Consider the following 23,381-nt stretch of genomic DNA (forward strand, 5'->3'; position numbering starts at 1 on the left):
GAAGGCGAAAGGCTGATTTCGCAGCCGCGCGATTCCGGAAACGTTCAACTTCCGTGTGTTCTTCCTGACTGGGGCTCGTCACGCAAACATCAAGCAGTTCCTTTTTAAATTTGCCGCCCAGTGAGATGTCTTCTGACGGTCGAAACAAGGCGTGCTGGCGCGCCGAAATATCGAGAAATCTGTTTGGTGGGAACCAATTTTTGCGCTTTTTATCTTATCCAGTCGATGGGATTATGGCGCCCATCGCAGGTGAGGTGATTATGCAGTGGCGTAACAGCAAGGACAGATTCGGTTGGCTGGCAACGAGCCTGCACTGGGTAATGGCGGTGATGGTCGTAGGGCTTGCTGCTGTTGGTCTGTGGATGACCAGCCTTAACTATTACAGCCCCTGGTACACCAGCGCGCCGTTCTGGCACAAGAGCATAGGCCTGGTGTTTGCGGCTCTGTTGCTGGTTCGTCTGCTGTGGCGCTGGTTGTCTCCGGCGCCGGCAGCGTTGCCCACTCACTCGCGCGTCGAGCGTATGGCAGCAGGCACTGCGCAGTGGCTGATGTACGCCGCTATGCTGATCATTGTGATCAGCGGCTATCTGATCTCGACCGCCAAGGGCAGCGGTGTCAGCCTGTTTGGTTGGTTCGAGGTGCCAGCGCTGATCAGCGGCTTGCCGGAACAGGCTGATCGGGCAGGTGCCGTGCACTATTGGCTCGCGCTTGGACTGCTGGGGCTCGCCGGGCTGCACGCGCTGGGGGCACTTAAGCATCACCTGATCGACAAGGACAATACTCTGCGGCGCATGCTCGGCATGCGGCTGCGCAACTCGACGGAGAATGGCAAATGAAGAAACTGATGGTTGCAGCCACCCTTGGTGGTTTGATGATGGCAGGTGGCCTGGCGCAGGCTGCGGACTACCAGATCGACAAGCAGGGGCAGCACGCCTCGGTCAACTTCAAGATCAGCCACCTAGGTTACAGCTGGATCTACGGCCGCTTCAACGACTTCGACGGCACCTTCAGCTGGGACGCAGCCAAGCCCGAGGCCAGCAGCGTTAACGTCACGCTGAACACCGCCAGCGTGGACACCAACCACGCCGAGCGTGACAAGCACATCCGCAGCGCCGACTTCCTGAACGTTGACGAGCACGGCACTGCCACCTTTGCTTCCACCGGCATCGAGATGACCGGCGATGATACCGCCAAGGTGACCGGCAATTTGACCCTCAACGGTGTCACCAAGCCGGTGGTGCTGGATGCGCACTTTATCGGTGAAGGTGATGATCCCTGGGGTGGCTATCGCGCCGGCTTTGACGCGACCACCACGCTGAAGTTGGCCGATTTCGGTATCACTTACAACCTTGGGCCGGCGTCTGAAACCGTCGATCTGATTATTACTGTCGAAGGCGTTCGCCAGTAATCGAGGTAACTAGTTCATGTGTGCTTCAGGGGCCTTCGGGCCCCTTTTTTTTAGCTGCAAGCGGCAAGCTTTAAGCTGCAAGCCAAACCCGCGCAGAGTTCCATCGCGCGGGTTTCTTAAGGCAGAGGTAGCTGCTCGACGCTACGGAAACTCTCAGGACGCCGCCGCCCATCCGGTTCTGCTTGCAGCTTGAAGCTTGCCGCTTGCAGCTAATAACTTACATCTTGAGACTTGCAGCTTGATAAGCCTGCGCCTGCTGCAGGATCCAGTCGCGAAACGCCAGTAACGCAGCAGACTCGGCCTTGCGCTCGGGGATGACCAGATAGTAGCCGTTGTCAGTTTCGAAGCTGCGCGGGCACGGGCTGATCAGGCGGCCGTCGGCCAGCTCCTGGCGGATCAGAAATGGCGGGATCAGCGCGACACCCATGCCGTGCATCGCCGCTTGCGCGAGCATCGAGAACAGCTCTAGCCGGGTGCCGTTAAGGTCGTGCTCGACGCGCATGTCGGCGGCGGCGAACCACTGGCGCCAGGCGTAGGGCCGGGTGGTCTGCTGCAGCAGTGGCAGTTGTGCGATGTCGTCGGGTGTCAGCTCTTTGGCGGGTGCGATTAGCATCGGGCTGCAGACGGGGATAGGGGCCTCGGGCATCAGATAGTGCGTCTGGGTACCCGACCAGTCGCCGTCGCCGAAGTAGATAGCGGCGTCGAATTCGGTATCGGCAAACAGGAACGGCCGTGTGCGGTTAGTCAGGTTGACGGTAATCTGCGGATGCTGGCGCAGGAAGTGACTGAGCCGTGGCAGCAGCCACTGGGTGCCGAATGTGGGGACCAGGGCCAACTCCAGCGTGGCGGTGCCCTGGTTGCCCATGACTGACAGGGTGTCGCGCTCGACAGCATCCAGCCGGCTGGCGATGCGACGGCTGTAAATCTGTCCGGCGTCTGTCAACTTCACGCCCCGGCGGGTACGGCGAAACAGCTGGATGTCGAGGAAGGCTTCGAGGTTGGCGATCTGCCGGCACACAGCGCTTTGGGTTAGGGAAAGCTCCTCTGCGGCCTTGGTGAAGCTCTCGTGACGGGCAGAGGACTCAAAGCAGACCAGGGCCTGGGTTGGCGGTATTTTGCGACGCATGGGGCTCCTTCGGAGCGGCTATAAGCTATAAGTATCAAGCGGCAAGCTGTCCGTGCGCGGAGCTGGGGTGGCTTGCAGCTTGAAGCTTGCGGCTTATCGCTATGTTTTTCTGTCGGAGTTCCAATTTAGCACAGGTTACTGCATAAAAGGCGCTTGTTTGTGGTGTTCTCTGTGCGTAGAGTCGCTGACATCTTACGGTTCCCCCGTGGAACCCGATCACCAATAAAACGAATATCGGAGAGCTCATGGCCGCATCCAAGGCAAGTTTCAACTGGGAAGATCCGCTGCTGCTGGATCAGCAACTGACTGAAGAAGAGCGCATGGTGCGTGACAGTGCACGCCAGTACTGCCAGGACAAGCTTATGCCGCGGGTGCTGAACTCGTTCCGCAACGAGCAGACCGACGTGGAAATCTTCCGTGAAATGGGCGAGCTGGGCCTGCTGGGTGCAACCATTCCGACGGAGTACGGCGGAAGCGGGCTGAACTATGTCTGCTACGGCCTGATCGCGCGTGAAGTTGAGCGCGTTGACTCCGGCTACCGCTCGATGATGAGCGTGCAGTCGTCGCTGGTGATGGTGCCGATCAACGAATTTGGCAGTGAAGAGCAGAAGCAGAAGTATCTGCCGAAGCTGGCCAGCGGTGAGTTTATCGGCTGCTTCGGTCTGACCGAGCCGAACCACGGCTCCGACCCGGGCTCCATGGTTACCCGCGCGCGTAGCACCGAAGGTGGCTACCTGCTCAAGGGCGCCAAGATGTGGATCACCAACAGCCCCATTGCTGACGTGTTCGTGGTCTGGGCAAAAACCGACGACGACGTCATCCGTGGCTTCATTCTGGAGAAAGGCTGGAAAGGGCTGAGCGCGCCGGCGATCAAGGGCAAGGTTGGCCTGCGTACCTCCATCACTGGCGAAATCGTGATGGACGATGTGTTCGTGCCGGAAGAGAACATGCTGCCGCACGTGACCGGTCTGAAAGGTCCGTTCACCTGTCTGAACTCTGCCCGTTACGGTATCTCCTGGGGCGCGCTGGGGGCGGCCGAGTTCTGCTGGCACACCGCCCGTCAGTACACTCTGGATCGTCTGCAGTTTGGTCGTCCGCTGGCGCAGACTCAGCTGGTACAGAAGAAGCTGGCTGACATGCAGACCGAAATCACTCTGGCGCTGCAAGGCTGCCTGCGCCTGGGCCGCATGAAGGATGAGGGCACTGCTGCGGTCGAAATCACCTCGATCATGAAGCGCAACTCCTGCGGCAAGTCGCTGGACATCGCCCGCGTTGCTCGTGACATGCTGGGTGGTAACGGTATCTCCGACGAGTACGGTGTTATCCGTCACGTGGTCAACCTGGAAGTGGTTAACACCTATGAAGGTACCCACGACGTTCACGCGTTGATCCTCGGCCGTGCGCAGACCGGCCTTCAGGCGTTTTTCTAACGCCTTAAGGCAGCTGCAAGCGACAAGCCGTTCCGAGTTGGGTCGGCTTGTCGCGTTTTCCTCACGCTGCATTGGCGTACCGCTAGTCCCCTTATTTTCGTATTCCGCACGGCCAGCTTGTGGCTTGTAGCTTGCCGCTTGAAGCTTGGAGCTTGGAGCTCACGACATGAGTGCATTATCCGGTTTGCGCGTCCTCGATCTGTCCCGTGTGCTGGCTGGCCCATGGGCCGGGCAGATGCTGGCGGATCTGGGGGCGGATGTGGTCAAGGTCGAACGGCCGGGGGCGGGTGACGACACCCGTGCCTGGGGGCCGCCGTATCTGCGCGACGCGGATGGGCGTGACACCTCCGAGGCTGCGTACTTTCTGTCGGCCAACCGCAACAAGCGCTCGATTACCATCGACTTCACCCAGGCTGAAGGTCAGCAGCGGGTGCGTGAGCTGGTGCAGCGCGCAGATGTGCTGATCGAGAACTTCAAGGTTGGCGGGCTGGCGGCCTATGGGCTGGATTACCAGAGCCTGCAGGCGCTCAATCCGCGTTTGATCTACTGCTCGGTGACCGGTTTCGGTCAGCAGGGGCCGTATGCCAAACGCGCAGGCTATGACTTCATGATTCAGGCCATGGGTGGCCTGATGAGCATCACCGGCAAGGCCGATGAGGAAGAGGGCGCAGGGCCGGTCAAGGTCGGCGTAGCGCTGACCGATATCCTCACCGGGCTGTACGCCAGCAATGCCATTCTCGCCGCATTGGCTGAGCGCGAGCGCAGCGGCCAGGGCCAGTACATCGATCTGGCGCTGCTGGATGTGCAGATCGCCTGCCTCGGTAACCAGGCGCTGAACTATCTCACCACTGGCGTGCCGCCCAGGCGGCTGGGCAACGCTCATCCGAACATCGTCCCGTATCAGGATTTCCCGACCGCCGATGGCGACTTCATCCTGACGGTGGGTAACGACGGCCAGTTCCGCAAGTTCTGCGAAGTGGCGGGGCACCCGGAGTGGGCGACTGATCCGCGCTTTGTCAGCAACGCTGCTCGGGTTGCCAACCGCGCCGAGCTGATTCCGCTGATTCGCCAGGTGACGGTATTTCGCACGACTGCTGAGTGGATTGCGGCGCTGGAGCAGGCGGGCGTACCCTGCGGGCCGATCAATGATCTGGCGCAGGTGTTTGCCGATCCGCAGGTGCAGGCGCGGGGTACGCGTATCCGCATGGCCCATCCGCTGGCCGGTGAGGTGGATCTGGTCGCCAACCCGATCAGACTGTCGCGCACACCGGTTGACTACCGGCGCCCCCCGCCGCTGCTGGGCGAGCACAACAGCGAGGTGTTCGCTGACTGGCTCAGCGACTGATCGGCCGCTCGCGTCTTTGCGCGCGGGCCAGTCGTCTGCTTTCCTCTTCCCGCTCTTCTAGCACGTCCTGCACGTAGCTGATGTGCTCGCTGGCGATGCGTCTGGCATCGTCGGCGCGGCCCTGCATGATGGCGTCGAACAGCGCCTGATGCTGCGCTACCAGCATCCGCCGGGTTTCGCTGCGTAGCGCATACATGCCGCCGATATTGGTTACCACATTGCGTTTGAGCAGGTCGAACAGGCCGCGAATGGTGTGCAGCAGCACCAGGTTGTGGCTGGCTTCGGCAATGGCCAGGTGAAAGCGCGCGTCGGCGGCGCCTTCCTCGGCGCGTGACGCCTTGCCCTCGCGGGCGTAGCAGGCCTGCAGGGCGTCAAAGGCGCTCTGCAGGTGCTGGCGGTCCAGGTCGGTAGCGCGCAGCGCGGCGTAATAGGCGCAGTCGGCTTCCAGCGTGTGGCGGAACTCCAGCAGGTCTCTGTGCGCTTCCGGATGACCTTCGAGCAGGCTGAGCAGTGGATCGCTGAAGCTTGAACCGAGTGAATCGCTGACATAGTTGCCGCCGCCCTGGCGGCTGATCAGCAAGCCCTTGGCGACCAGTTTCTGTACTGCCTCGCGCAGCGACGGGCGGGATACGCCGAACTGTTCGGCCAGCGCGCGCTCAGCCGGCAGGCGCTGCCCTGGCTGCAGTGTGCCCTCAAGAATCATGGTTTCCAGTTGCTCAACGATATTGTCGGACAGTCTGCGCTGCCGAATCTGACCTACTTCCATTGTTGTTCCTTTGGTCTGACCAATCGCCTGAAGAGGGTAACCAGCATGACCTTTACAGGCAACCCGTAAGGACTGATCTATACCAAAGTATAGCGCTGCGGGTTTGACATGCCTCTGGTGCTTTTTTAATCTGGTCATTCATTTTTGTAAATTGGTATTACCAATTGGTGCTCGACCGCCAATAACAAGTACAGGAGCGCTCCATGTCTTCCGGTTTTCTTGCCTTCATGGCCTTTGCCCCGATCCTGCTAGCAGGCGTGCTGCTGATCGGTCTACGTTGGCCGGCGCGTCGCGCCATGCCGCTGGTGTATCTGCTCAGCGCCGGGATTGCGCTGTTTGTCTGGGATATGAGTTTTAACCGGGTGCTGGCGTCGACCCTGCAGGGTCTGGTTGTCACCGTGGGGGTGCTGTGGATCATTTTTGGCGCGATTCTGCTGCTGAACACCCTCAAGCATTCTGGTGGCATTACCGCGATTCGTGCCGGCTTTACCACCATCAGCCCTGACCGCCGCATTCAGGCAATCATCATCGCCTGGTTGTTTGGCTGCTTTATCGAAGGCGCCTCCGGCTTCGGTACGCCGGCAGCGATTGCCGCACCATTGCTGGTGGCGATCGGCTTCCCGGCGATGGCTGCGGTGCTGATGGGCATGCTGGTACAGAGCACGCCGGTGTCCTTTGGTGCGGTCGGTACGCCGATCATTGTCGGTGTGAACACCGGCCTGGATCACGCCGTGATTGGCGAGCAGTTGGCGGCCAGCGGCTCTAGCTGGGACGCCTACCTGCAGCTGATCACCAGCCAGGTAGCCATCGTGCATGCGCTGGTCGGTACGGTCATGCCGCTGGTTATGGTCATCATGCTGGTGCGCTTCTTCGGCAAGGACAAGAGCTGGCGCGCGGTATTCGAGGTGCTGCCGTTTGCCCTGTTTGCCGGGCTGTCGATGACTATCCCCTATCTCATCAGCGGTGTGCTGCTCGGCCCCGAGTTTCCGTCTTTGATCGGTGGTCTGGTCGGTCTGGCAGTGGTGACCACCGCCGCCCGTCTCGGTTTTCTGGTACCCAAGCGTCACTGGGACTTTGCGCCCCGCGACAGCTGGCCGGAGGCCTGGATGGGCACGGTCGAGATGAAGCTGGAAGAGTTGACTGCGCGCCCGATGAGCAGCTTCCGCGCCTGGCTGCCCTACCTGCTGGTCGGTGTGCTGCTGGTGATCAGTCGGGTGTTCCCTGAGGTCAGCGCCGCGTTCAAGTCGGTGGCGATCAACTTTACCGACATCCTGGGTGAGCCGGGCGTGAGTGGGGGTGTGCAGCCACTGTATCTGCCGGGCGGCATTCTGGTCATGGTGGTGATCGCGACCTTCTTCCTGCATCGCATGAAAGTGCGTGAGCTGGGCAAGGCGCTTGGCGAGTCCGGTGGCGTGCTGCTGAGTGCCGGCTTCGTCCTGCTGTTTACCGTGCCTATGGTGCGCATCCTGATCAACTCCGGAGTGAACGCGGCAGATCTGCCAAGCATGCCGATTCTGATGGCCCGTTACGTGGCCGACAGCGTCGGTGGCATCTACCCGCTGCTGGCGCCGACCATCGGTGCATTGGGCGCATTCCTCGCTGGCTCCAATACCGTCTCGAACATGATGTTCAGCCAGTTCCAGTTCGGCGTGGCCAGCAACCTTGGCCTGTCGACCGCGTTGATCGTGGCGGTGCAGGCCGTGGGTGCGGCTGCCGGCAACATGGTGGCGATCCACAACGTGGTTGCCGCCTCGGCGACTGTGGGCCTGCTCGGTCGTGAGGGGACTACCCTGCGCCGGACTGTCTGGCCGACGCTGTACTATGTGCTGATGACTGGCCTGATTGCACTGTTTGCTGCCTATGTGCTGGGTGTCAGCGATCCGCTGATGGCTGGCTGATGTGTTGACTGCTCGCGCCCCGGCCTTGGCTGCCGGGGCGTTGCCCGTTGAAGAACCGATGAGAATTTGCTGATGATCATTTCTGCCTCGACCGATTACCGCGCCGCCGCCCAGCGCCGACTGCCTCCGTTCCTATTTCACTATATCGACGGTGGGGCCTACGCCGAGCACACGTTGAAGAAGAACGTCGAGGATCTGGCCGGTATTGCCCTGCGGCAGCGGGTGCTGAAGAACATGTCGGAGCTGAGCCTGGAAACCCGTCTGTTCGATGAAACCCTGAGCATGCCGGTAGCGCTGTCACCGGTCGGCCTGACCGGCATGTACGCCCGTCGTGGTGAAGTGCAGGCGGCGTGCGCAGCGGCTGACAAGGGTATTCCCTTCACCCTGTCGACCGTCTCGGTCTGCCCGATTGAAGAAGTCGCACCGGCGATCAGCCGTCCCATGTGGTTCCAGCTCTACGTGTTGAAGGATCGCGGATTCATGAAGAATGCGCTGGAGCGCGCCAAGGCAGCGGGCGTCACCACTCTGGTGTTCACCGTCGACATGCCGGTGCCCGGTGCGCGCTATCGTGACGCGCACTCGGGTATGAGCGGTCCGAATGCGGCGATGCGTCGTTACCTGCAGGCGGTGATGCACCCGCGCTGGGCCTTTGATGTAGGCTTGCTCGGCAAGCCCCACGACCTGGGCAATATCTCCGCCTACCGCGGCAACCCAACCGGTCTGGAAGACTACATGGGCTGGCTGGGTGCCAACTTCGACGCCTCCATTTCCTGGAAGGACCTGCAGTGGATTCGTGATTTCTGGGACGGCCCGATGGTGATCAAGGGGATCCTCGACCCGGAAGACGCCCGCGATGCGGTCCGCTTCGGTGCTGACGGCATTATCGTCTCCAACCACGGCGGTCGCCAGCTGGACGGTGTGCTGTCCAGTGCCCGCGCGTTGCCGCCGATTGCCGATGCGGTGAAGGGCGATCTGAAGATTCTGGTCGACTCCGGCATCCGTACCGGTTTGGACGTGGTGCGCATGCTGGCGCTGGGCGCCGACTGCACCATGCTCGGCCGCGCCTTTATTTACGCGCTGGCGGCTGATGGGCAGGCTGGCGTGACCAACCTGCTGGAGCTGATTGAAAAAGAGATGCGGGTGGCAATGGTGCTGACTGGCGCCAAATCCATCAGCGAGATCAACGCCGATCTGCTGGTGCGTGAACTGCAGCATTTGAGCCAATAATACGGAGATAGCATGAGCCTGCCTGCCGACTTTCTGACCGGCGCCCGTCGCCTGATTCCGCCCGAGCGTCTGTTCGACGACCCGCTGTCGACCCTGGCGTTTGGCACCGATGCCAGCTTTTACCGACTGATTCCCAAGCTGGTGGTGCGGGTCGAGTCAGAGGCTGAGGTGGTGCGGCTGCTGCATCTGGCCGCGCGCTATCAGGTGCCGGTTACCTTCCGGGCGGCGGGAACGAGTCTGTCTGGGCAGGCGATCAGCGACTCGGTATTGGTCGTGCTAGGCGACTACTGGAACGGCCGCGAGATCCGCGATGGTGGCAACCAGATTCGCCTACAGCCCGGCGTAATCGGCGCGCAGGCAAACGCCGTGCTGGCACCGTTGGGGCGCAAGATTGGCCCGGACCCGGCCTCGATCAACGCTTGCAAGATCGGCGGCATCGTCGCCAATAACGCCAGTGGGATGTGCTGCGGCACGGCTCAGAACAGCTACCAGACGCTGGCCGGTATGCGCCTGGTGCTGGCCGATGGCACCGTGCTGGACAGCGAAGACGAGCGTGGTGTGGCGGCGTTTCGCCAGAGTCATGCTGCGCTGCTTGAGCAGTTGGCCGAACTGGGGCGCGAAACCCGCGCCAACACGGCGCTGGCCGAGCGTATTCGTCACAAGTATCGGCTGAAGAACACCACGGGGCTGTCGCTCAACGCGCTGGTCGATTTCGATGATCCGCTGGATATCCTCACCCACCTGATGGTCGGCTCGGAGGGGACGCTCGGCTTTATCAGCTCGGTGACCTACAACACCGTGCCCGAATACCCGCACAAAGCCAGTGCGCTGATCGTGTTTCCGGATGTGGACACCTGCTGCCGCGCAGTACCGGTGCTCAAGCAGCAGCCGGTGGCCGCGGTGGAGCTGCTGGATCGCCGCAGTCTGCGCTCGGTGCAGAACCAGCCGGGCCTGCCGGACTGGGTCGCCGGGCTGTCGGACGGCGCTTGCGCGCTGCTGATCGAGTCGCGCGCCGCCAGCCAGTCGCTGCTGCACGAGCAACTGGCGCAGATCCGCTCGGCGCTGGCCCCGTTCCCGGTCGAGCAGCAGGTCGACTTCACCGAAGATCCGGCGGTCTCCGGCCAGCTGTGGGCGATCCGCAAGGGTACCTTCCCGGCCGTCGGTGCGGTGCGCGCGACCGGAACCACCGTGATCATCGAAGACGTTACGTTCCCGGTTGAGCAATTGGCTGCGGGCGTGCACCGGCTGATCGCGCTGTTCGAGAAGCATGGTTACGACGAGGCGATCATCTTTGGCCACGCGCTGGAGGGCAACCTGCACTTTGTCTTTACCCAAGGGTTTGAGGACCCGGCGCAGGTCGCCCGTTATGAAGCCTTCATGGGCGATGTGGCCGAGCTGGTCGCGGTCGAATTCGGCGGCTCACTGAAGGCCGAGCATGGCACCGGCCGCAATATGGCGCCGTTCGTCGAGCAGGAATGGGGCAGTGATGCCTATCAGTTGATGTGGCGGATCAAGCGGCTGCTCGACCCGCAGGGCATTCTCAATCCGGACGTGGTGCTGTCCGATGACCCGCAGATTCACCTGAAAAACCTCAAGCCGCTGCCGGCAGCGAACAACATCGTCGACAAGTGCATCGAGTGCGGCTTTTGTGAACCGGTCTGCCCGAGCAACGGTCTGACCCTGACGCCGCGCCAGCGCATCGTCATCTGGCGCGATATTCAGGCCAAAAAACGCGCGGGTATCGATACCCGTGAGCTGGAAGCGGTCTACCAATACCAGGGCATCGACAGCTGCGCCGCGACCGGCCTGTGCGCCGAGCGTTGCCCGGTGGGCATTAACACCGGTGATCTGGTGCGTGAGCTGCGCGCCTCGCAAGCGGCTTACCCGGATCGCGCCGCCTGGCTAGCCAAGCACTTTGCCGGTGCACTCAAGGGCGTGCGGTTTACCCTGCGCGCCGCAGATCTGGCCCACCGCCTGCTCGGCGCACCGCGTCTGCAGCGCTGGAGCGAGGGCGCGCGCAAGCTGTCTGGTGCGCGCCTGCCGAGCTGGACGCCGGCACTGCCGCAGCCGGTCAAGCTGGTACCTTTGCTGGATCAGTGGCAGAGCGGCAAGCCGCGGGTGGTCTACCTGCCGGCCTGTATCTCGCGCAGCATGGGCCCCGCGCGCAGCGACAGCGAGCAAATGCCGCTGATCGATAAGACCCGCGCACTGCTGGAAAAGGCCGGATATGAGGTGGTGCTGCCGGCACAGCTCGATGGCTTGTGCTGCGGTCAGCCGTTTGCTTCCAAGGGCTACCCCGAGCAGGCCGAGGCCAAGCGTAATGAACTGCTGGCGGCGCTGCGCGAAGCCAGCCGCAACGGCCAGGATCCGATCTATTGCGATACCAGCCCCTGCACCCTGAGTCTGGTCGATGGCGAGGCCGACGGGCTGGATATCTTCGATCCGGTGCGTTTTATCCGCACCCACCTGTTCCAGCGCCTGACGTTTACCCCGCAGGCGCAGCCGGTGGCGGTGCACGTAACCTGCAGTACCCAGCATCTGGGTGAAGGGCATGCGCTGATCGAGATTGCCCGGCGCTGCAGTACCAACGTCGTGGTGCCGGAAGGGATTCACTGCTGCGGCTTTGCCGGCGACAAGGGCTTCAATCTGCCCGAGCTGAATGATCACGCGCTGCGCACACTGAAACCGGTGGTGCAGCATTGCAGTGAAGGGGTGTCAACCAGCCGTACCTGCGAGATCGGGCTATCCAGCCATAGCGGCGTGGACTATCACAGTCTGGTCTATCTGGTGGATCGGGTTACCTGTCCGAAGAGTGACTGAGGTCATTAAGTGTTTTGGTGGAATGCTTCCGTCACCGAGGGTGACGGAAGCGCTTATGACTAGAGGCTATCAATTTGAAGATTCATGCGCGCTAGCATCCGACTGCTGGTCCTTGAGTCGTCGAGTTTGCTCAGGTCACGAAGCCGAACGGTCTCCTTCGGCTCGATGCTGAGCTCAAAACCATCCTCCTTGCCCAGCAAAATGTCGCTAATCAATTCGCATACATCTTCCAGGTCTCTGGCCAGGTCTCCGCGCTCGCATTGCTTTACCTGTTGCTCGACCTGCCGTTCGTAGTGCTCGCTGCGTTGCTTATCCGCGTCGCCGCGTGTTGGGTCAAGTGGTGTGTTATAGCGCTGTTGTAAGGCGATGCTGCGGGAGACAAGCCCTCTGTCCTTCATGGTAAAACGGATCGCTTCAATCTCAATCCTGTCAATGGTCTGTCCAAGCTCTTCAAGGCTCTGCAGTATCTGGTAGCCATTTTCTGCAGATGTCAGTGTGCGCTGCAAGCCTCGCAGCTGGCGATTCAAGCCCCGCTGGCCTGCCAGCCGGTAGCTGATTTGGCTGTCAAAAAGTTCTGGCAGAGCAACGTTGATTGCGGTTTCCACGACGCCCGCATCATCATCGACATCGACAAACAGGTCCACGTCGAACGGTGGGACGAAAGTCAGTCCACTATTGAGCGCAGGTTGGAATCCGCCTACTGCGTTAGCGAAACCGCGGTCGATATTTCGCCCGGCTATCGCGCTGAACTGCCTGAAGTCAGAGAAGGCCTCTTGCTCGGCGTTGACACCACGGAATTGTAGGCGAATTCGGGTGCGTTCATCCTCGTCGAGCAGGTCGCTAACAATGATTTCCTTTGCTCGGATGGCGGCGTTACTGTCGCCGATGTCCAATTCCACGTCGAATATACTGACGCGCCCGCCAAATGGGCTGGAGGATACTTTGGACCAGTGCAGCCTATTTTCTATTTGTGCATCATAGGCCCAGTCTTCCAGTTTCTTTTCTGCCTTATTACCGGCGTATACGGATAGCCCGGCGTAGGTGGCGGCAATCAGGGCAGCGGCTCCTCCGGCAATCAGAAAGATCTTTTTGTTCATCGTGCTGCTCCTGTGGTCGCTGCTTGATCCGGTCTTGCGCGCTTGATCAGCTCCTCCGCTTCTTCGGGAGTCCAGTCAGGGTTCCCGATCCGGTAGCGGGCGAGTGCCAACGGGTCTTTCAGGTCTGCACATTGTTCTTCTGAGCAAGACTGGATGCTGTCAGCTGTAATCAGGGTCAGCGGTAGGTTTTGGTCGTCTTTGCGCTCGGGATCCAGCTGGGCGCTGCCTTTGATCAGGTACCAGCCTTTTTCGACTAGGACGGTCTGCTCGTTACTCAATAGTACTGCTTGATAGGGGTACTCAATTAGCCAGCCATCGTCCTGCTCCTTGCCGATCTCTACTATCTGGCTATAGGTGGCTGTTCCGCCGCGCATCATCCGCAGGTAGCTGCCAGACCCGGTTGGGCTGTAGCTGGCGTCCTCGGTCATGCTTGCGTACAGTTCTTCGGGCCGGCGAACGTCGTTTCGCAGCTGACTGTACAGGCGAAGTTGTTGCTCTGCCTGCTGGGCCATCAGTTCACGCTGGCGCTGCTCCTCGCGCAAGCGTGCTGCCTCGGCTCTGCGTTGTTCTTCCGCTTCCTTACGTTCGAAAGCAAACAGGTGGTTGGTGGCACGCTGCGGGTTGTATTCCCACTTTTTGCTGCGGTAGTGGCGCGACAGGCTGATATCGTAAAGCCAGAAGTCCCTGTTTCTTTCCATTAGCCCCTTGTTCAGGTCACGCATGGCGTACAGGTGGGTGTTTCGAATGCCTGGTGCGACCTGGTCAAGGCGAGTGGCGGCTAGATCGACCGTGGTCTTGATCGAGTCCAGTTCGCGGAAAAGGTCGCGGTTTTCCGTCAAAGCAATCACAGTGGCGTTGTTGGATTGCCAGTGGCCGTTGTAGCTGCGGTTCAGTCGGAGCAGGTAGTAGGTCTGGCTGGCGGGCTCGCTGTGCAGTAGCTGCAGCAGGTTTCTATCCTGATCGAAGCCGACGATGGGCAGAGCCGGTGCGGGAGCATCGAACGCCAGACCAGCCAAGAAATGAGCGTCACCAGTTCTACTGAGCAGCACACCGTCGCTGCGGGTCAGCGTCAGCGAACCGGGGCCTGAGGCATAACCATCAGCGTCGCAGGTAACGCCGGAAGACACCGCCCTGACGTTCTCGGTGCCATCTTCAAGCTTATCGGCAAGGCGGAAGCGGCAGCCGTTCTGATCGCGCACCTCGGTCAGGAAGTCGACCTGAGCAAACGCGTTCTTCTGCAGTGGCGGCGTCCAGCCTGCCACGCTGAAAACAGTCGGTGGCGCGGCAACTGCGGTGGCCGTTGCTGGTTCTGTGGGCGACTCAGGTGCTGGCTCAGTGGCGGGCGCCGTTTCTGCGACCGGACTCGGTGCCGGTTCGGCAACCGGTGCCGCGACAGGAGCAACAGGAGCCGTGGGCACTGGTGGCGGACTGGCGGTGGTCGTGGTTGCACTTTGAACGGCCGGAGTGGCCGCAGGGGCGACTGGGTCCGGCGCGGGTGCGGTGGTTTGCGCGATCCAGCCTCCGGCCTGCGAGGCGCTGCCGCTGTTCAATGTGTTGCCGCTGCTGTCGGTGCTGACCCAACTGAGTTGGCTCGCAGCCGGACACTGGCTTGCCAGCAGCCCGCCAAGTTTGGGCAGCACGCGGCCCACTGCGCTGGAGTCGGTTTCGTCGCTGGTGAAGGCGAAGCGCAGTTGCAGGGCATCGCTGCACCATTGCGCGCCGTCAGCATGTACCACGAACACTTCAAGATTTTCTGCCTTCGAGTATGCCAGGCGGTGGTCTGCGGCATGGGCCGTTGACGCCAGTACCAACAGACTAGGGATGACAATGCGTCTCATGCGGACTTCCTTTTAGATCAGTTCCCAAGCGCCATCGTCGGCCTGGCACGCTTTTACGGTCTGAGAGTCGGAACTCTCGGCGGTTCGAATGTTGTAGTTGAGAGTCCGGCAGGTAGTTTGTGCTGCTACTTGTTGCTCAACGGGCATGGCGTCCAGGTCGAAAGCGTCAAGGTCAATGCCTTTGCTGGCGGCGGTAGCGACATCAAGGCTGTCCAGGTCGGTGGCGGTGTCGGCGGCCGTTGGGTTGGTGCTGGCGGTCGCTGCGGCAGGTACCTGCTCTACCAGTGGTGCATACACGTAGCCGACGGTGACGCCGCGGCGGCCAACCATGATCCAGTTATTATCGGTCCGGCCTATCGCGGTAAATGTAGTGCCTGTGGGCAGGCTGGCGACGCGCTCCGCGTTGATGTCCGGTGCGTTGCGGACATTCGCCGATTTGGTTGAGCGATATGGCTGATTGATCAACGACATGTTTGGCACGGCGGCTACGCTGGGCGCCCGTTTCACTGCAACCTGGCGTTCGACGGTCTCGCTACTGACGGCAGTAATAGTTGCGCTGGCCCCGCTATGGCTGGAGGTCCACTGGCGGCTCTGACCATCAGCTGAGTATTGAAGGGCTTGCTGGGTCTGGTGCGCGAGTGCCTGACGATCCTGCTCGTCCAGCTTGGAGCCAATTGTTTTGCCAAGATAGCCACCGGCAAGAGCGCCCGCGATGATGGCGGCAGTGCGGCCGTTGCCATTACCCACTTGGCTGCCAAGCAGGGCTCCGGCAGTGACGCCAATGAGTGTTCCGATGTTTTCTTTGTTGGCCCACTGATTGTCAGACAGGTTCGCGCAGCCTGCGCTGGTGGCGATAGCAGTGCCGAGGGTGATGGCGAGGGAAATCTTATTTGCTTTCAAAGGCCTGGGTCCTGTGCGTATTTATGATCAACGCGAACAGGGGAGGAGGAGCTAGGCTCCTGAAAACGGCGATCATCCCTGAGCGCGAAGGCATTATCTATAAAATGTGGTGGCAAAACAATGGCGTCAGTATTTGAGCGAGATCTGGCACCATAGCTTGTTTATTGACGGTCGCGCATTGCGCAGCTGCCAGCGAGGGCGACTTAATCATCCTCCCAGCGCGCATCCCGTTTGGTAATGCACTGTGCCAGCAGGGTTTCCAGCGAGGTTTGCAGGTCCTGCATGAAGGCGTTGCTGTCGTCGCCAGGCAGCAGTGCTTCACCAATCACCACATCGGCGTTGAACGGTACGATCATCGAGCCGCCCTTGGGCAGTGCGCGCCCGAGGCCGTGCATGGCGATGGGGACGACCTGAGTGCCGGCGTGGCTGCGGGCGAGGTGGTAGACACCCTTGCGTAGCGGCTGCAGCTGCTCGGGGTCGCCGCGGCTGCCCTCGGGGAACAGCAGCAGAATCTGACCGTCAGCCAGCGCCTGCTGGCACTGTTCGAAGACTTGATCCTTGTCGACCTGACCTTGTCGGTCGAGTGGGATGATGCCGATCAAATTCAGCGACAGCCAACTGGTGAAGCGGTTACGCAGGAAGTAATCCGCTGCCGCCACCGGGCGTACCCGGTGCAGCTCGCCGAGCGGGTAGAGGGCCATCAGCACCAGGGTATCCAGGTGGCTGTTGTGGTTGGCCGCCAGGATCGCCGGGCCGTGGCTGGGCAGGCGTTGCTTGTTGTAGATGTTCAGGCCGAGCAGCAGGTACACCACCGGCTTGACGACCAGTAGAAAGAACAGCTGTTTGGGCAGGCGCTTGATGACGGACATGGCGGCCTCAGTAAGTGGTGTAGACGAGGAAATGGAAGAACAGCGGCGCGGTGTACATCAGGCTGTCGATGCGGTCGAGAATGCCGCCATGACCCGGGATCAGCTGGCTGGTGTCCTTGATGCGCAGGTCGCGCTTGACCGCCGATACGGTCAGGTCGCCGATGAAACCGGCCAGCCCGATCAACAGGCCCGCAGCCAGGCCAAGGCCCCAGCCGAGTGGCGTCAGCCAGGGGGCCAGAACCGCGCCAAACAGGGTGGTGGTGGCAACCCCGCCAAGAAAGCCGGCCCAGGTCTTGTTCGGGCTGATCGCCGGGACAATCTTGCGGTTGCCGAACTTCTTGCCCCAGATGTACTGGGCCACATCGTTGAACTGGGTCAGGAATACCAGATAGATCACCAGCCCGACGCCACCGCCCGCCGGGTTTTCCTCCGCTGGTAGCATTAGCAGATAGGCGACATGGCTAATGGCGAAGACGGTGGTCATGGTTGCCCACTGATAGGAACCTACGGCGCGGATAAAGCCCTTGGTTTCACCCAGCATCAGCAGGCCGAAGGGAATCAGCAGGAACAGGTAGACGGGAATGAAGATGATGAACATCCCGTACCAGCCAAGCCCCACCCAGTAGTACTGCAGTGGTACCGCGAGATAGAGCGCGAGAATCAGCCGGCGGTCGGTCACGCGTACCGGCAGAATCGAGAAGAACTCGCGCAGGGCGATGAAGCTGAGGATGGTGAAGAAGACCAGTGAGGCGGTGGGGCCGATCATCAGTGCGGTAAATACCACGCCGACCATTACCCACCAGGAGTTGATGCGCTGCTTCAGTTCCAGGTAACCGTCGTCACTCAATCGCGGGCGCAACAGCACCTGCGTAATGCTGGCGATGACCAGCATCGCGACCACTACCAGCATGGCGGTCAGGGTGTTGGGTGTCAGGTCAAGCATGAAAGGCAGGCCGATATCCATTATTCAATCCCCCGGCGTTCCAGTCGCAGATAGGCGCCGATCAGCCGGCGCAGAACGGTCAAGCCACTGCCGATCGCAATGATGATCAGGCTGACCCAGAGAATCAGGCCCGGTTGCTGCCACAGTGGGTCAAATGCAGACAGTACGCAGGCACCAGTCAGCAAGGCCATGCGCTGCTGTTTGGCCATGGGGCCGCGAAAGTCGGCAGGCAACCCGAGCGAGACGCCCAGTACGCGCACATAGGCGGTCATCACGGCCAGTAGCGCGCCGAGCCAGGCCAGCCATTGAGCCGACTCGAAGCCGGGCAGGGCGAAGCCGCAGGCGACGATCAGCAGCGGGTCGGCGATGCGGTCCGGGACATCATTGAACAGCTCGCCTGCCGGTGTCTGCTTGCCGCCTTCCATTGCCACCATGCCGTCGAACAGGTTGCACAACAGGCGCAGCTGAATGCACAGGGCGGCGACGATCAGCCAGATCGAGCGCTCGCCGCCCACCTGCTGGCCGGACCAGACCAGCGCAGCCGCGCCGGCCAGTGCGCAGATCACACTGAGTACGGAAATCTGATTGGGGGTAACGCTGCGCTGGCTGAGCCAGGCGGCGAAGCCGTTCATGATCCGCTGATCGCGGATCTTCAGTGGGCGGCGATTGCTGGTCATGGTGTCTCGTTGTTGAGGGTGAGTGCGCGGGCCTCGCGATGCAGGCGGACGCTGAGAAACAGGCAGTAGGCGAAGGCCATGCTGCTCGGAGGAATGATGGTCTGCCAGAGCGCGGGTGTCTGATGCCAGCTGTGCAGCAAGTAGAGCAGGGTGAAGCTCACGCTGACGATCAGCAGCGCTGGCAGCAGCATGCGCAGTGGATTATCCGGCAGGCGGCGAAACAGTGTGGTGACGGCCATGGCCATCAGCAGGGTGAGGATGCCGCTGAAGGTGCCTTGCAGCAGGCCGGCCATCAGTGCGTGGGTGGGGTCGCTGTGCCAGTTGGCCACCAGCGCCCAGCCGCCCCAGATCAGGAAGGCGAACACAACCGCGACCAGGCGGCCGCGCCAGCTGTTGGCACCATCTTGGTTGGCTGCAGGCATGTACGCTCCCTGTTGCTGCACGGTCCCGGCGGGTGCCGGGCTGAGCAGAATACCGCGCGCAGAGCAGGCAGGCGAGTCCCGCGCTGTTTCGGTGTGAAACAGCGCAAGACTCGGTAGGGATCAGTAAGCCGGTGCGTCGCCGCAGTCGGCCGACTGCCAGCGGCTGACCTGCTGGTGAGTCAGGGTAACTTCACCGTCGCCGGCCTCAGCGCCCTGGCTGAGCAGCCCGGCCGGCAGAGCGTAGCTACCCTGGCCGTTGAAGGTAGAGCGCATCTCGGTGCTGGAGATCATTTCGATACTGCCGTTCAGGTCGCCGGTGAATCCGTCGGGATCGGCGCAGTGACCAGTAAACTTCAGGGCATCGTCAGCGGACTGGGCGATGGTCAGCTGGCAGCGGGGCATGTTTTCCTGAGCATCACGCAGCAGCGCTTCGGGGTCGGTCAGGGTTTGTGCGGTTTCGGCAGTGATGCATTGGCGCTCGCCAACCTGACCGTCAGTGCCAAGCATCTCTTCGGCCATGGCGCGCTGCTCGGGTGGCAGGCTTTTGAGCATGTTCTCGCGCATCTCGCGCATGCGGGCCTGCATATCCATACCGTTGATCATTGTGCTGCTCTCGCTGATCCACAGACCGGGTTCCGGTGTGGTGCTGAGAGGCTGTGCGTGCAGTACGGTTGTGGCGAGGGTGAGGGTGCTGATTAGTGCGAGCCGCGGCAGAGTCATGAAACAGTCCTTGTGTAAGTGGTGCGTCTGAGGACTATAGCTCTTGGCGAAGCAGCTGTGCAGCGTGGATGACATGGGACGTGATCGACGCACAAAAAAACGGGGGCACATAGCCCCCGTTTCGTGTCCGCATCAGCGTGGGCCGAGCAGTGCCGGTTTTTCGCGCTGCGGGCGGCCACCCGGTTTACCTTTGGCCGGTTTACGTTCTTCGACCTCCGGCTCAATACGGTTGCCGAGGGCCTGACGACGGCGTTCAATTGCAACCGGATCTTCCGGGGCATGAATGCCGGGCATCACACGCGGCTGGCCGGCAGCACGTGGGCGCTGCGGGCGTTGTTCACCGCGCTGGCGTTCGTCACGACGCTGACCGCGTGGCTGGCCGTTACCTGCACTGCCACCCTTGCCGCCGTTGCCTGCATTGCCGGCGTTCGCACGCGCGCCCTGGCTCTGGCCCTGACCCTGAGGCTTGCTTTGGCCGTTGCGCTTGCTGCCTTGACTGCCCTGGCTGCGGTTGTTGCGCGCGCCGCTGTTGCTGTTCCGTGGGTTCTGGCCACGCGGGCGCTCGCCGCGCTCTGGACGTTCGGGACGGTCGCTGTTCAGCTCAGCCTGGGCAGGCGGCTCGAAGCCCTCAAGCGTGCCTTCCTCGATGCGTTGCTTGGTCATGCGCTCGATCGCGCGCAACAGCTTGTCTTCGTCCGGGCTGACCAGCGATACCGCTTCGCCGCTGCGGCCGGCGCGGCCGGTGCGGCCGATACGGTGGACGTAGTCTTCCGACACGTTGGGCAGTTCGAAATTGATCACGTGGGGCAGCTGGTCGATGTCCAGGCCGCGGGCGGCGATATCGGTAGCAACCAGAATGCGCAGGGTGTTGGCCTTGAAGTCGGCCAGTGCCTTGGTGCGTGCGCTCTGGCTCTTGTTGCCATGAATCGCTGCAGCCGGCAGGCCGTTCTTGACCAGGTACTCGGCCAAGCGGTTGGCTCCGTGTTTGGTGCGGGTGAAGATCAGCACCTGCTCCCAGGCACCCTGAGTAATCAGGTGGGCGACCAATGCGCGCTTGTGGCCAGCGGCAACGCGGTAGACCTTTTGATTGATGCGCTCGACGGTGGTGTTCGGCGGCGTCACTTCGATGCGTGCCGGGTTGTCGAGTAGCTTGTTGGCCAGGTCGGTGATGTCTTTCGAGAAGGTCGCGGAGAACAGCAGGTTCTGGCGCTTGGCCGGCAGCTTGGCAATGACTTTCTTGACGTCATGGACGAAGCCCATGTCGAGCATGCGGTCAGCTTCGTCGAGCACCAGCACTTCTACCTTCGATAGATCGACAGCCTTCTGGCCAACCAGGTCGAGCAGGCGACCGGGGCAGGCAACCAGGATGTCGAGGCCGGGGGCGATGGCTTTCATCTGCGGGTTGGCACCAACGCCACCGAAGATGCAGGTGGACTTGAGCGGCAGCTCGGCCGCATAGGCACGGATACTGTCGTGCACCTGAGCGGCCAGCTCGCGGGTCGGGGTCAGCACCAGGACGCGGACTTGCTTGGCGCCGGGGCGCTTGCCGGCGGGCTCGCCAGCGGGGAACAGACGTTCAATGACTGGAAGTGCAAAACCGGCGGTCTTGCCAGTACCGGTTTGCGCCGCAACCATCAGGTCGCGGCCTTCGAGAACAGCCGGAATCGCTTGCAGCTGAACCGGGGTGGGCGTGGTGTAACCAGTGGCTGCCACGGCGCGTACCAACGCGTCCGACAGGCCCAAGGAGGCAAAGGACATTCAGAATAACCCTGTGATGGCCGATGCGAACGGGCAGAGGGCAGCGGGCATGGGTGCTTGGCACCTTGCGGCTGCCGCTTGTTCGTGCGGCCTGGAATGAAAGGAAGCAGTGCCTGACTTGCACGCGCGCTACGAGGGTTCAAAACCACTGCCGTTTAGTGCTGGTGAGCGGGGATTCCCGGACATCAATGCAAAACAGCGGATATGTGGTTGAGCGCCCGCCCTGTCTGACCGTCGTTACAGGCCGCTCTCTGCGTGGCGGCTGTTTGACTGGTCTCGGCAGGCCTTCGAGTTTGCGCCTGTTGCGCAGTTGATCGGAAGGCCGGAGAGCATGCGGAGTTGTTCAGTGCTTCCTGAAGCGACGCGAGTATAACAGAAAGGGCCCTGACGCATATAGCCGAGCTTTACGCCGTGCAGGCTAGTTCAGTCCGTAGCGCGCCAGCAGGCTGCGATACTCGGCGGTCTGCTTGAATTGGCGCAGTGCTGAGCTGAATCGCTCTGCCAGCTGCGCCATCGCTGGCTGGCGCTGGAAGGCCAGATAGACATTGCCGCTGCTCAGCGGTTTGGGGTTATAGCTGATCTGCTCATCCAGATTGAGATTGTGCAGGGTGTAGAGCCCGGCCCGGCGGTTGACCACGGCCAGATCTACCCGGCCGTGCTGCAGCATCAGCAGGTTCGCTTCGATGGAAGGAGCCAGTTTGCGGCTGAAAAAGTCGGCCTGCATGAACTCGGGATTGCTGTAGCTGTAGCCCGCCGATACGCCGATACGCAGGCCGCGAAGGTCTTCGAGCGAGTTGAAAGGGTGGGGGTGGGTGTTGTGGTAGAACAGCACGGTTTCGCTCAGCGACAGCGGCTCATCCGGGAAATGGTATTGCTGCAGCCGCTCGGGGGTGATTGCAATGTCGAGAATGGCGTCGGCACTGCCATTGAGCACTTCGTACTGGGCACGCTTCCACGGCATCATGCGCCATTGCGGCTGGTAACCCAGCTCGCGCAGCAGGTGATCGCTCACCTCAAGGTCGGCGCCGCACGGGGCTCCGTTCTCGAGAAAAACATAGGGTGGCCAGGGCTCACTGACGATCTTCAGGGGGGTAGCCCCGAGCGGGGTGGTCAGCAACCCCAGCATTGCCGCGAGCAGGTAGGGAATCCATTTCATGGCCGCAGTCTAGCGCGCTTTGCGCGCGCTCGCATGACCGGGTTGCCGGGGGCGCCAGCAACCCTTTCGGCTTAGCGACCGCTGTGCAGGTTGCGTAGCACTGCGAGGCAGGGCTCGGCCTGGTTCAGCGTGTAGAAGTGCAGGCCGGGCGCGCCGCCGTCCAGCAGGCGTTCACACAGCTGGCTGATTACCTCGGTACCGAAGGCGCTGATGCTGTCACTGTCGTCCCCGTAGGCTTCCAGCTGCTTGCGGATCCAGCGTGGAATCTCGGCACCGCAGGCGTCGGAGAAACGTGCCAGCTTGGTGTAGTTGGTGATCGGCATGATGCCCGGAATGATCGGGATATCGAGCCCGGCCTGGCGTACCCGATCCACGAAGTGGAAGTAGCAGTCGGCGTTGAAGAAGTACTGGGTAATCGCGCTGTCGGCACCGGCGCGGGCCTTGCGGATAAAGTTCTGCAGATCGGTTTCGAAGTTCGGCGCCTGCGGGTGCGACTCCGGGTAGGCAGCGACTTCGATGGTGAAGTGGTCGCCGGTTTCGGCGCGGATGAACTCGACCAGCTCGTTGGCGTAGCGCAGCTCGCCGCTGGCGTGGCCCATACCGGAGGGCAGATCGCCGCGCAGGGCAACGATGCGCTTGATGCCGTTGGCGCGGTAGTCGTTAATCAGGGCGCGCAGATCGTCGCGCGAGTCGCCGACGCAGGACAGGTGCGGCGCGGTCGGGACGTTCACGTCGCCGTCCAGCTGCAGTACGGTGCGGCGGGTACCGTCGCGGGTGGAGCCGCCGGCACCGTAGGTGACGGAAAAGAATTCAGGGCTTGCCGCCGCCAGGGTCTGGGCGGTGGCGAGCAGTTTTTCGTGGCCGGCCTCGGTCTTGGTCGGGAAGAACTCGAAGCTGATGGGGGCGTTGGTCGTCATTATCTCTCTACTCTTGGAAGGGCGTCAGCTTCAAACCTCAAGCTACAAGCGGCAAGCAACCCCG

At 61.6% G+C, this 23,381-nt stretch carries 20 protein-coding genes; 7 read left to right on the forward strand and 13 right to left on the reverse strand.

The window, feature by feature from the left end; translation table 11 throughout:
• Positions 1-260 precede the first annotated feature (260 nt).
• Both C1949_RS11985 and C1949_RS11990 read left to right on the forward strand, forming a co-directional pair.
• Positions 261-836, forward strand: coding sequence for a cytochrome b (locus C1949_RS11985; protein WP_104738838.1), 576 nt, complete (start codon positions 261-263; stop codon positions 834-836).
• Positions 833-1,408, forward strand: a complete 576-nt coding sequence (locus C1949_RS11990; protein WP_104738715.1) for a YceI family protein — start codon at positions 833-835, stop codon at positions 1,406-1,408. Before C1949_RS11985 ends, C1949_RS11990 begins: the two co-directional genes overlap by 4 nt.
• Positions 1,409-1,625: 217 nt before the next feature.
• Here the strand turns inward: C1949_RS11990 and C1949_RS11995 are convergent, their stop codons facing one another.
• Complete coding sequence (locus C1949_RS11995; RefSeq protein ID WP_104738716.1) at positions 1,626-2,534, reverse strand: LysR family transcriptional regulator; 909 nt, start codon at positions 2,532-2,534, stop codon at positions 1,626-1,628.
• A gap of 245 nt (positions 2,535-2,779) precedes the next feature.
• On the opposite strand from C1949_RS11995, the gene C1949_RS12000 reads away from it, so the two are divergent.
• Together C1949_RS12000 and C1949_RS12005 are read left to right on the forward strand one after the other, a co-directional pair.
• On the forward strand, positions 2,780-3,964 hold the full coding sequence (locus C1949_RS12000) for an acyl-CoA dehydrogenase (protein WP_104738717.1): 1,185 nt from the start codon (positions 2,780-2,782) through the stop codon (positions 3,962-3,964).
• A gap of 166 nt (positions 3,965-4,130) precedes the next feature.
• Positions 4,131-5,309: a CaiB/BaiF CoA transferase family protein gene (locus C1949_RS12005; RefSeq protein WP_104738718.1), complete on the forward strand. Its 1,179-nt coding sequence runs from the start codon at positions 4,131-4,133 to the stop codon at positions 5,307-5,309.
• On the opposite strand, the gene C1949_RS12010 is transcribed toward C1949_RS12005, so the two are convergent.
• On the reverse strand, positions 5,299-6,075 hold the full coding sequence (locus C1949_RS12010) for a GntR family transcriptional regulator (protein ID WP_104738719.1): 777 nt from the start codon (positions 6,073-6,075) through the stop codon (positions 5,299-5,301). The genes C1949_RS12005 and C1949_RS12010 overlap by 11 nt on opposite strands.
• Positions 6,076-6,278: 203 nt before the next feature.
• Between C1949_RS12010 and C1949_RS12015 the strand changes: the two genes are divergently transcribed.
• From C1949_RS12015 to C1949_RS12025, 3 genes are all read left to right on the forward strand, one after another.
• On the forward strand, positions 6,279-7,973 hold the full coding sequence (locus C1949_RS12015) for an L-lactate permease (protein ID WP_104738720.1): 1,695 nt from the start codon (positions 6,279-6,281) through the stop codon (positions 7,971-7,973).
• A gap of 72 nt (positions 7,974-8,045) precedes the next feature.
• The gene (gene lldD, locus C1949_RS12020; RefSeq protein ID WP_104738721.1) at positions 8,046-9,200 is read left to right on the forward strand and encodes an FMN-dependent L-lactate dehydrogenase LldD; all 1,155 of its coding nucleotides are present in this window, start codon (positions 8,046-8,048) and stop codon (positions 9,198-9,200) included.
• Between the two features lie 12 nt (positions 9,201-9,212).
• A complete protein-coding gene (locus tag C1949_RS12025) occupies positions 9,213-12,020 on the forward strand; it encodes an FAD-binding and (Fe-S)-binding domain-containing protein (RefSeq protein ID WP_104738722.1) in 2,808 nt (935 codons plus the stop codon).
• Between the two features lie 59 nt (positions 12,021-12,079).
• Here the strand turns inward: C1949_RS12025 and C1949_RS12030 are convergent, their stop codons facing one another.
• The 11 genes from C1949_RS12030 to metF form a co-directional block, all read right to left on the reverse strand.
• On the reverse strand, positions 12,080-13,117 hold the full coding sequence (locus C1949_RS12030) for a hypothetical protein (protein ID WP_104738723.1): 1,038 nt from the start codon (positions 13,115-13,117) through the stop codon (positions 12,080-12,082).
• Positions 13,114-14,955: a hypothetical protein gene (locus C1949_RS12035; RefSeq protein ID WP_104738724.1), complete on the reverse strand. Its 1,842-nt coding sequence runs from the start codon at positions 14,953-14,955 to the stop codon at positions 13,114-13,116. Before C1949_RS12035 ends, C1949_RS12030 begins: the two co-directional genes overlap by 4 nt.
• Positions 14,956-14,967: 12 nt before the next feature.
• Entirely contained in the window at positions 14,968-15,855 is an 888-nt protein-coding gene (locus C1949_RS12040; RefSeq protein ID WP_104738725.1) for an SH3 domain-containing protein, read from the reverse strand.
• A 203-nt stretch (positions 15,856-16,058) separates the two neighbouring features.
• On the reverse strand, positions 16,059-16,724 hold the full coding sequence (locus C1949_RS12045; RefSeq protein ID WP_170063064.1) for a lysophospholipid acyltransferase family protein: 666 nt from the start codon (positions 16,722-16,724) through the stop codon (positions 16,059-16,061).
• Positions 16,725-16,731: 7 nt separating this feature from the next.
• Complete coding sequence (locus C1949_RS12050; RefSeq protein WP_211287134.1) at positions 16,732-17,688, reverse strand: phosphatidate cytidylyltransferase; 957 nt, start codon at positions 17,686-17,688, stop codon at positions 16,732-16,734.
• A complete protein-coding gene (locus tag C1949_RS12055; protein ID WP_104738726.1) occupies positions 17,688-18,344 on the reverse strand; it encodes a CDP-alcohol phosphatidyltransferase family protein in 657 nt (218 codons plus the stop codon). Before C1949_RS12055 ends, C1949_RS12050 begins: the two co-directional genes overlap by 1 nt.
• The gene (locus tag C1949_RS12060) at positions 18,341-18,766 is read right to left on the reverse strand and encodes a hypothetical protein (protein WP_104738727.1); all 426 of its coding nucleotides are present in this window, start codon (positions 18,764-18,766) and stop codon (positions 18,341-18,343) included. Before C1949_RS12060 ends, C1949_RS12055 begins: the two co-directional genes overlap by 4 nt.
• A 120-nt stretch (positions 18,767-18,886) precedes the next feature.
• Positions 18,887-19,486 carry a DUF3617 family protein gene (locus C1949_RS12065; RefSeq protein ID WP_170063065.1) on the reverse strand — a complete coding sequence of 200 codons (600 nt, stop codon included), beginning with the start codon at positions 19,484-19,486 and terminating at the stop codon, positions 18,887-18,889.
• Positions 19,487-19,618: 132 nt separating this feature from the next.
• Positions 19,619-21,244, reverse strand: a complete 1,626-nt coding sequence (locus C1949_RS12070) for a DEAD/DEAH box helicase (RefSeq protein WP_104738729.1) — start codon at positions 21,242-21,244, stop codon at positions 19,619-19,621.
• 418 nt (positions 21,245-21,662) lie between these two features.
• On the reverse strand, positions 21,663-22,400 hold the full coding sequence (locus C1949_RS12075; RefSeq protein WP_104738730.1) for a substrate-binding periplasmic protein: 738 nt from the start codon (positions 22,398-22,400) through the stop codon (positions 21,663-21,665).
• 71 nt (positions 22,401-22,471) lie between these two features.
• Positions 22,472-23,317, reverse strand: a complete 846-nt coding sequence (gene metF, locus C1949_RS12080; RefSeq protein WP_104738731.1) for a methylenetetrahydrofolate reductase [NAD(P)H] — start codon at positions 23,315-23,317, stop codon at positions 22,472-22,474.
• Positions 23,318-23,381: the final 64 nt, after the last annotated feature.

Origin of the sequence: Halopseudomonas oceani (genome assembly GCF_002903165.1) — a bacterium.
In the GTDB taxonomy this organism is placed as follows: Bacteria; Pseudomonadota; Gammaproteobacteria; order Pseudomonadales; family Pseudomonadaceae; genus Halopseudomonas; species Halopseudomonas oceani.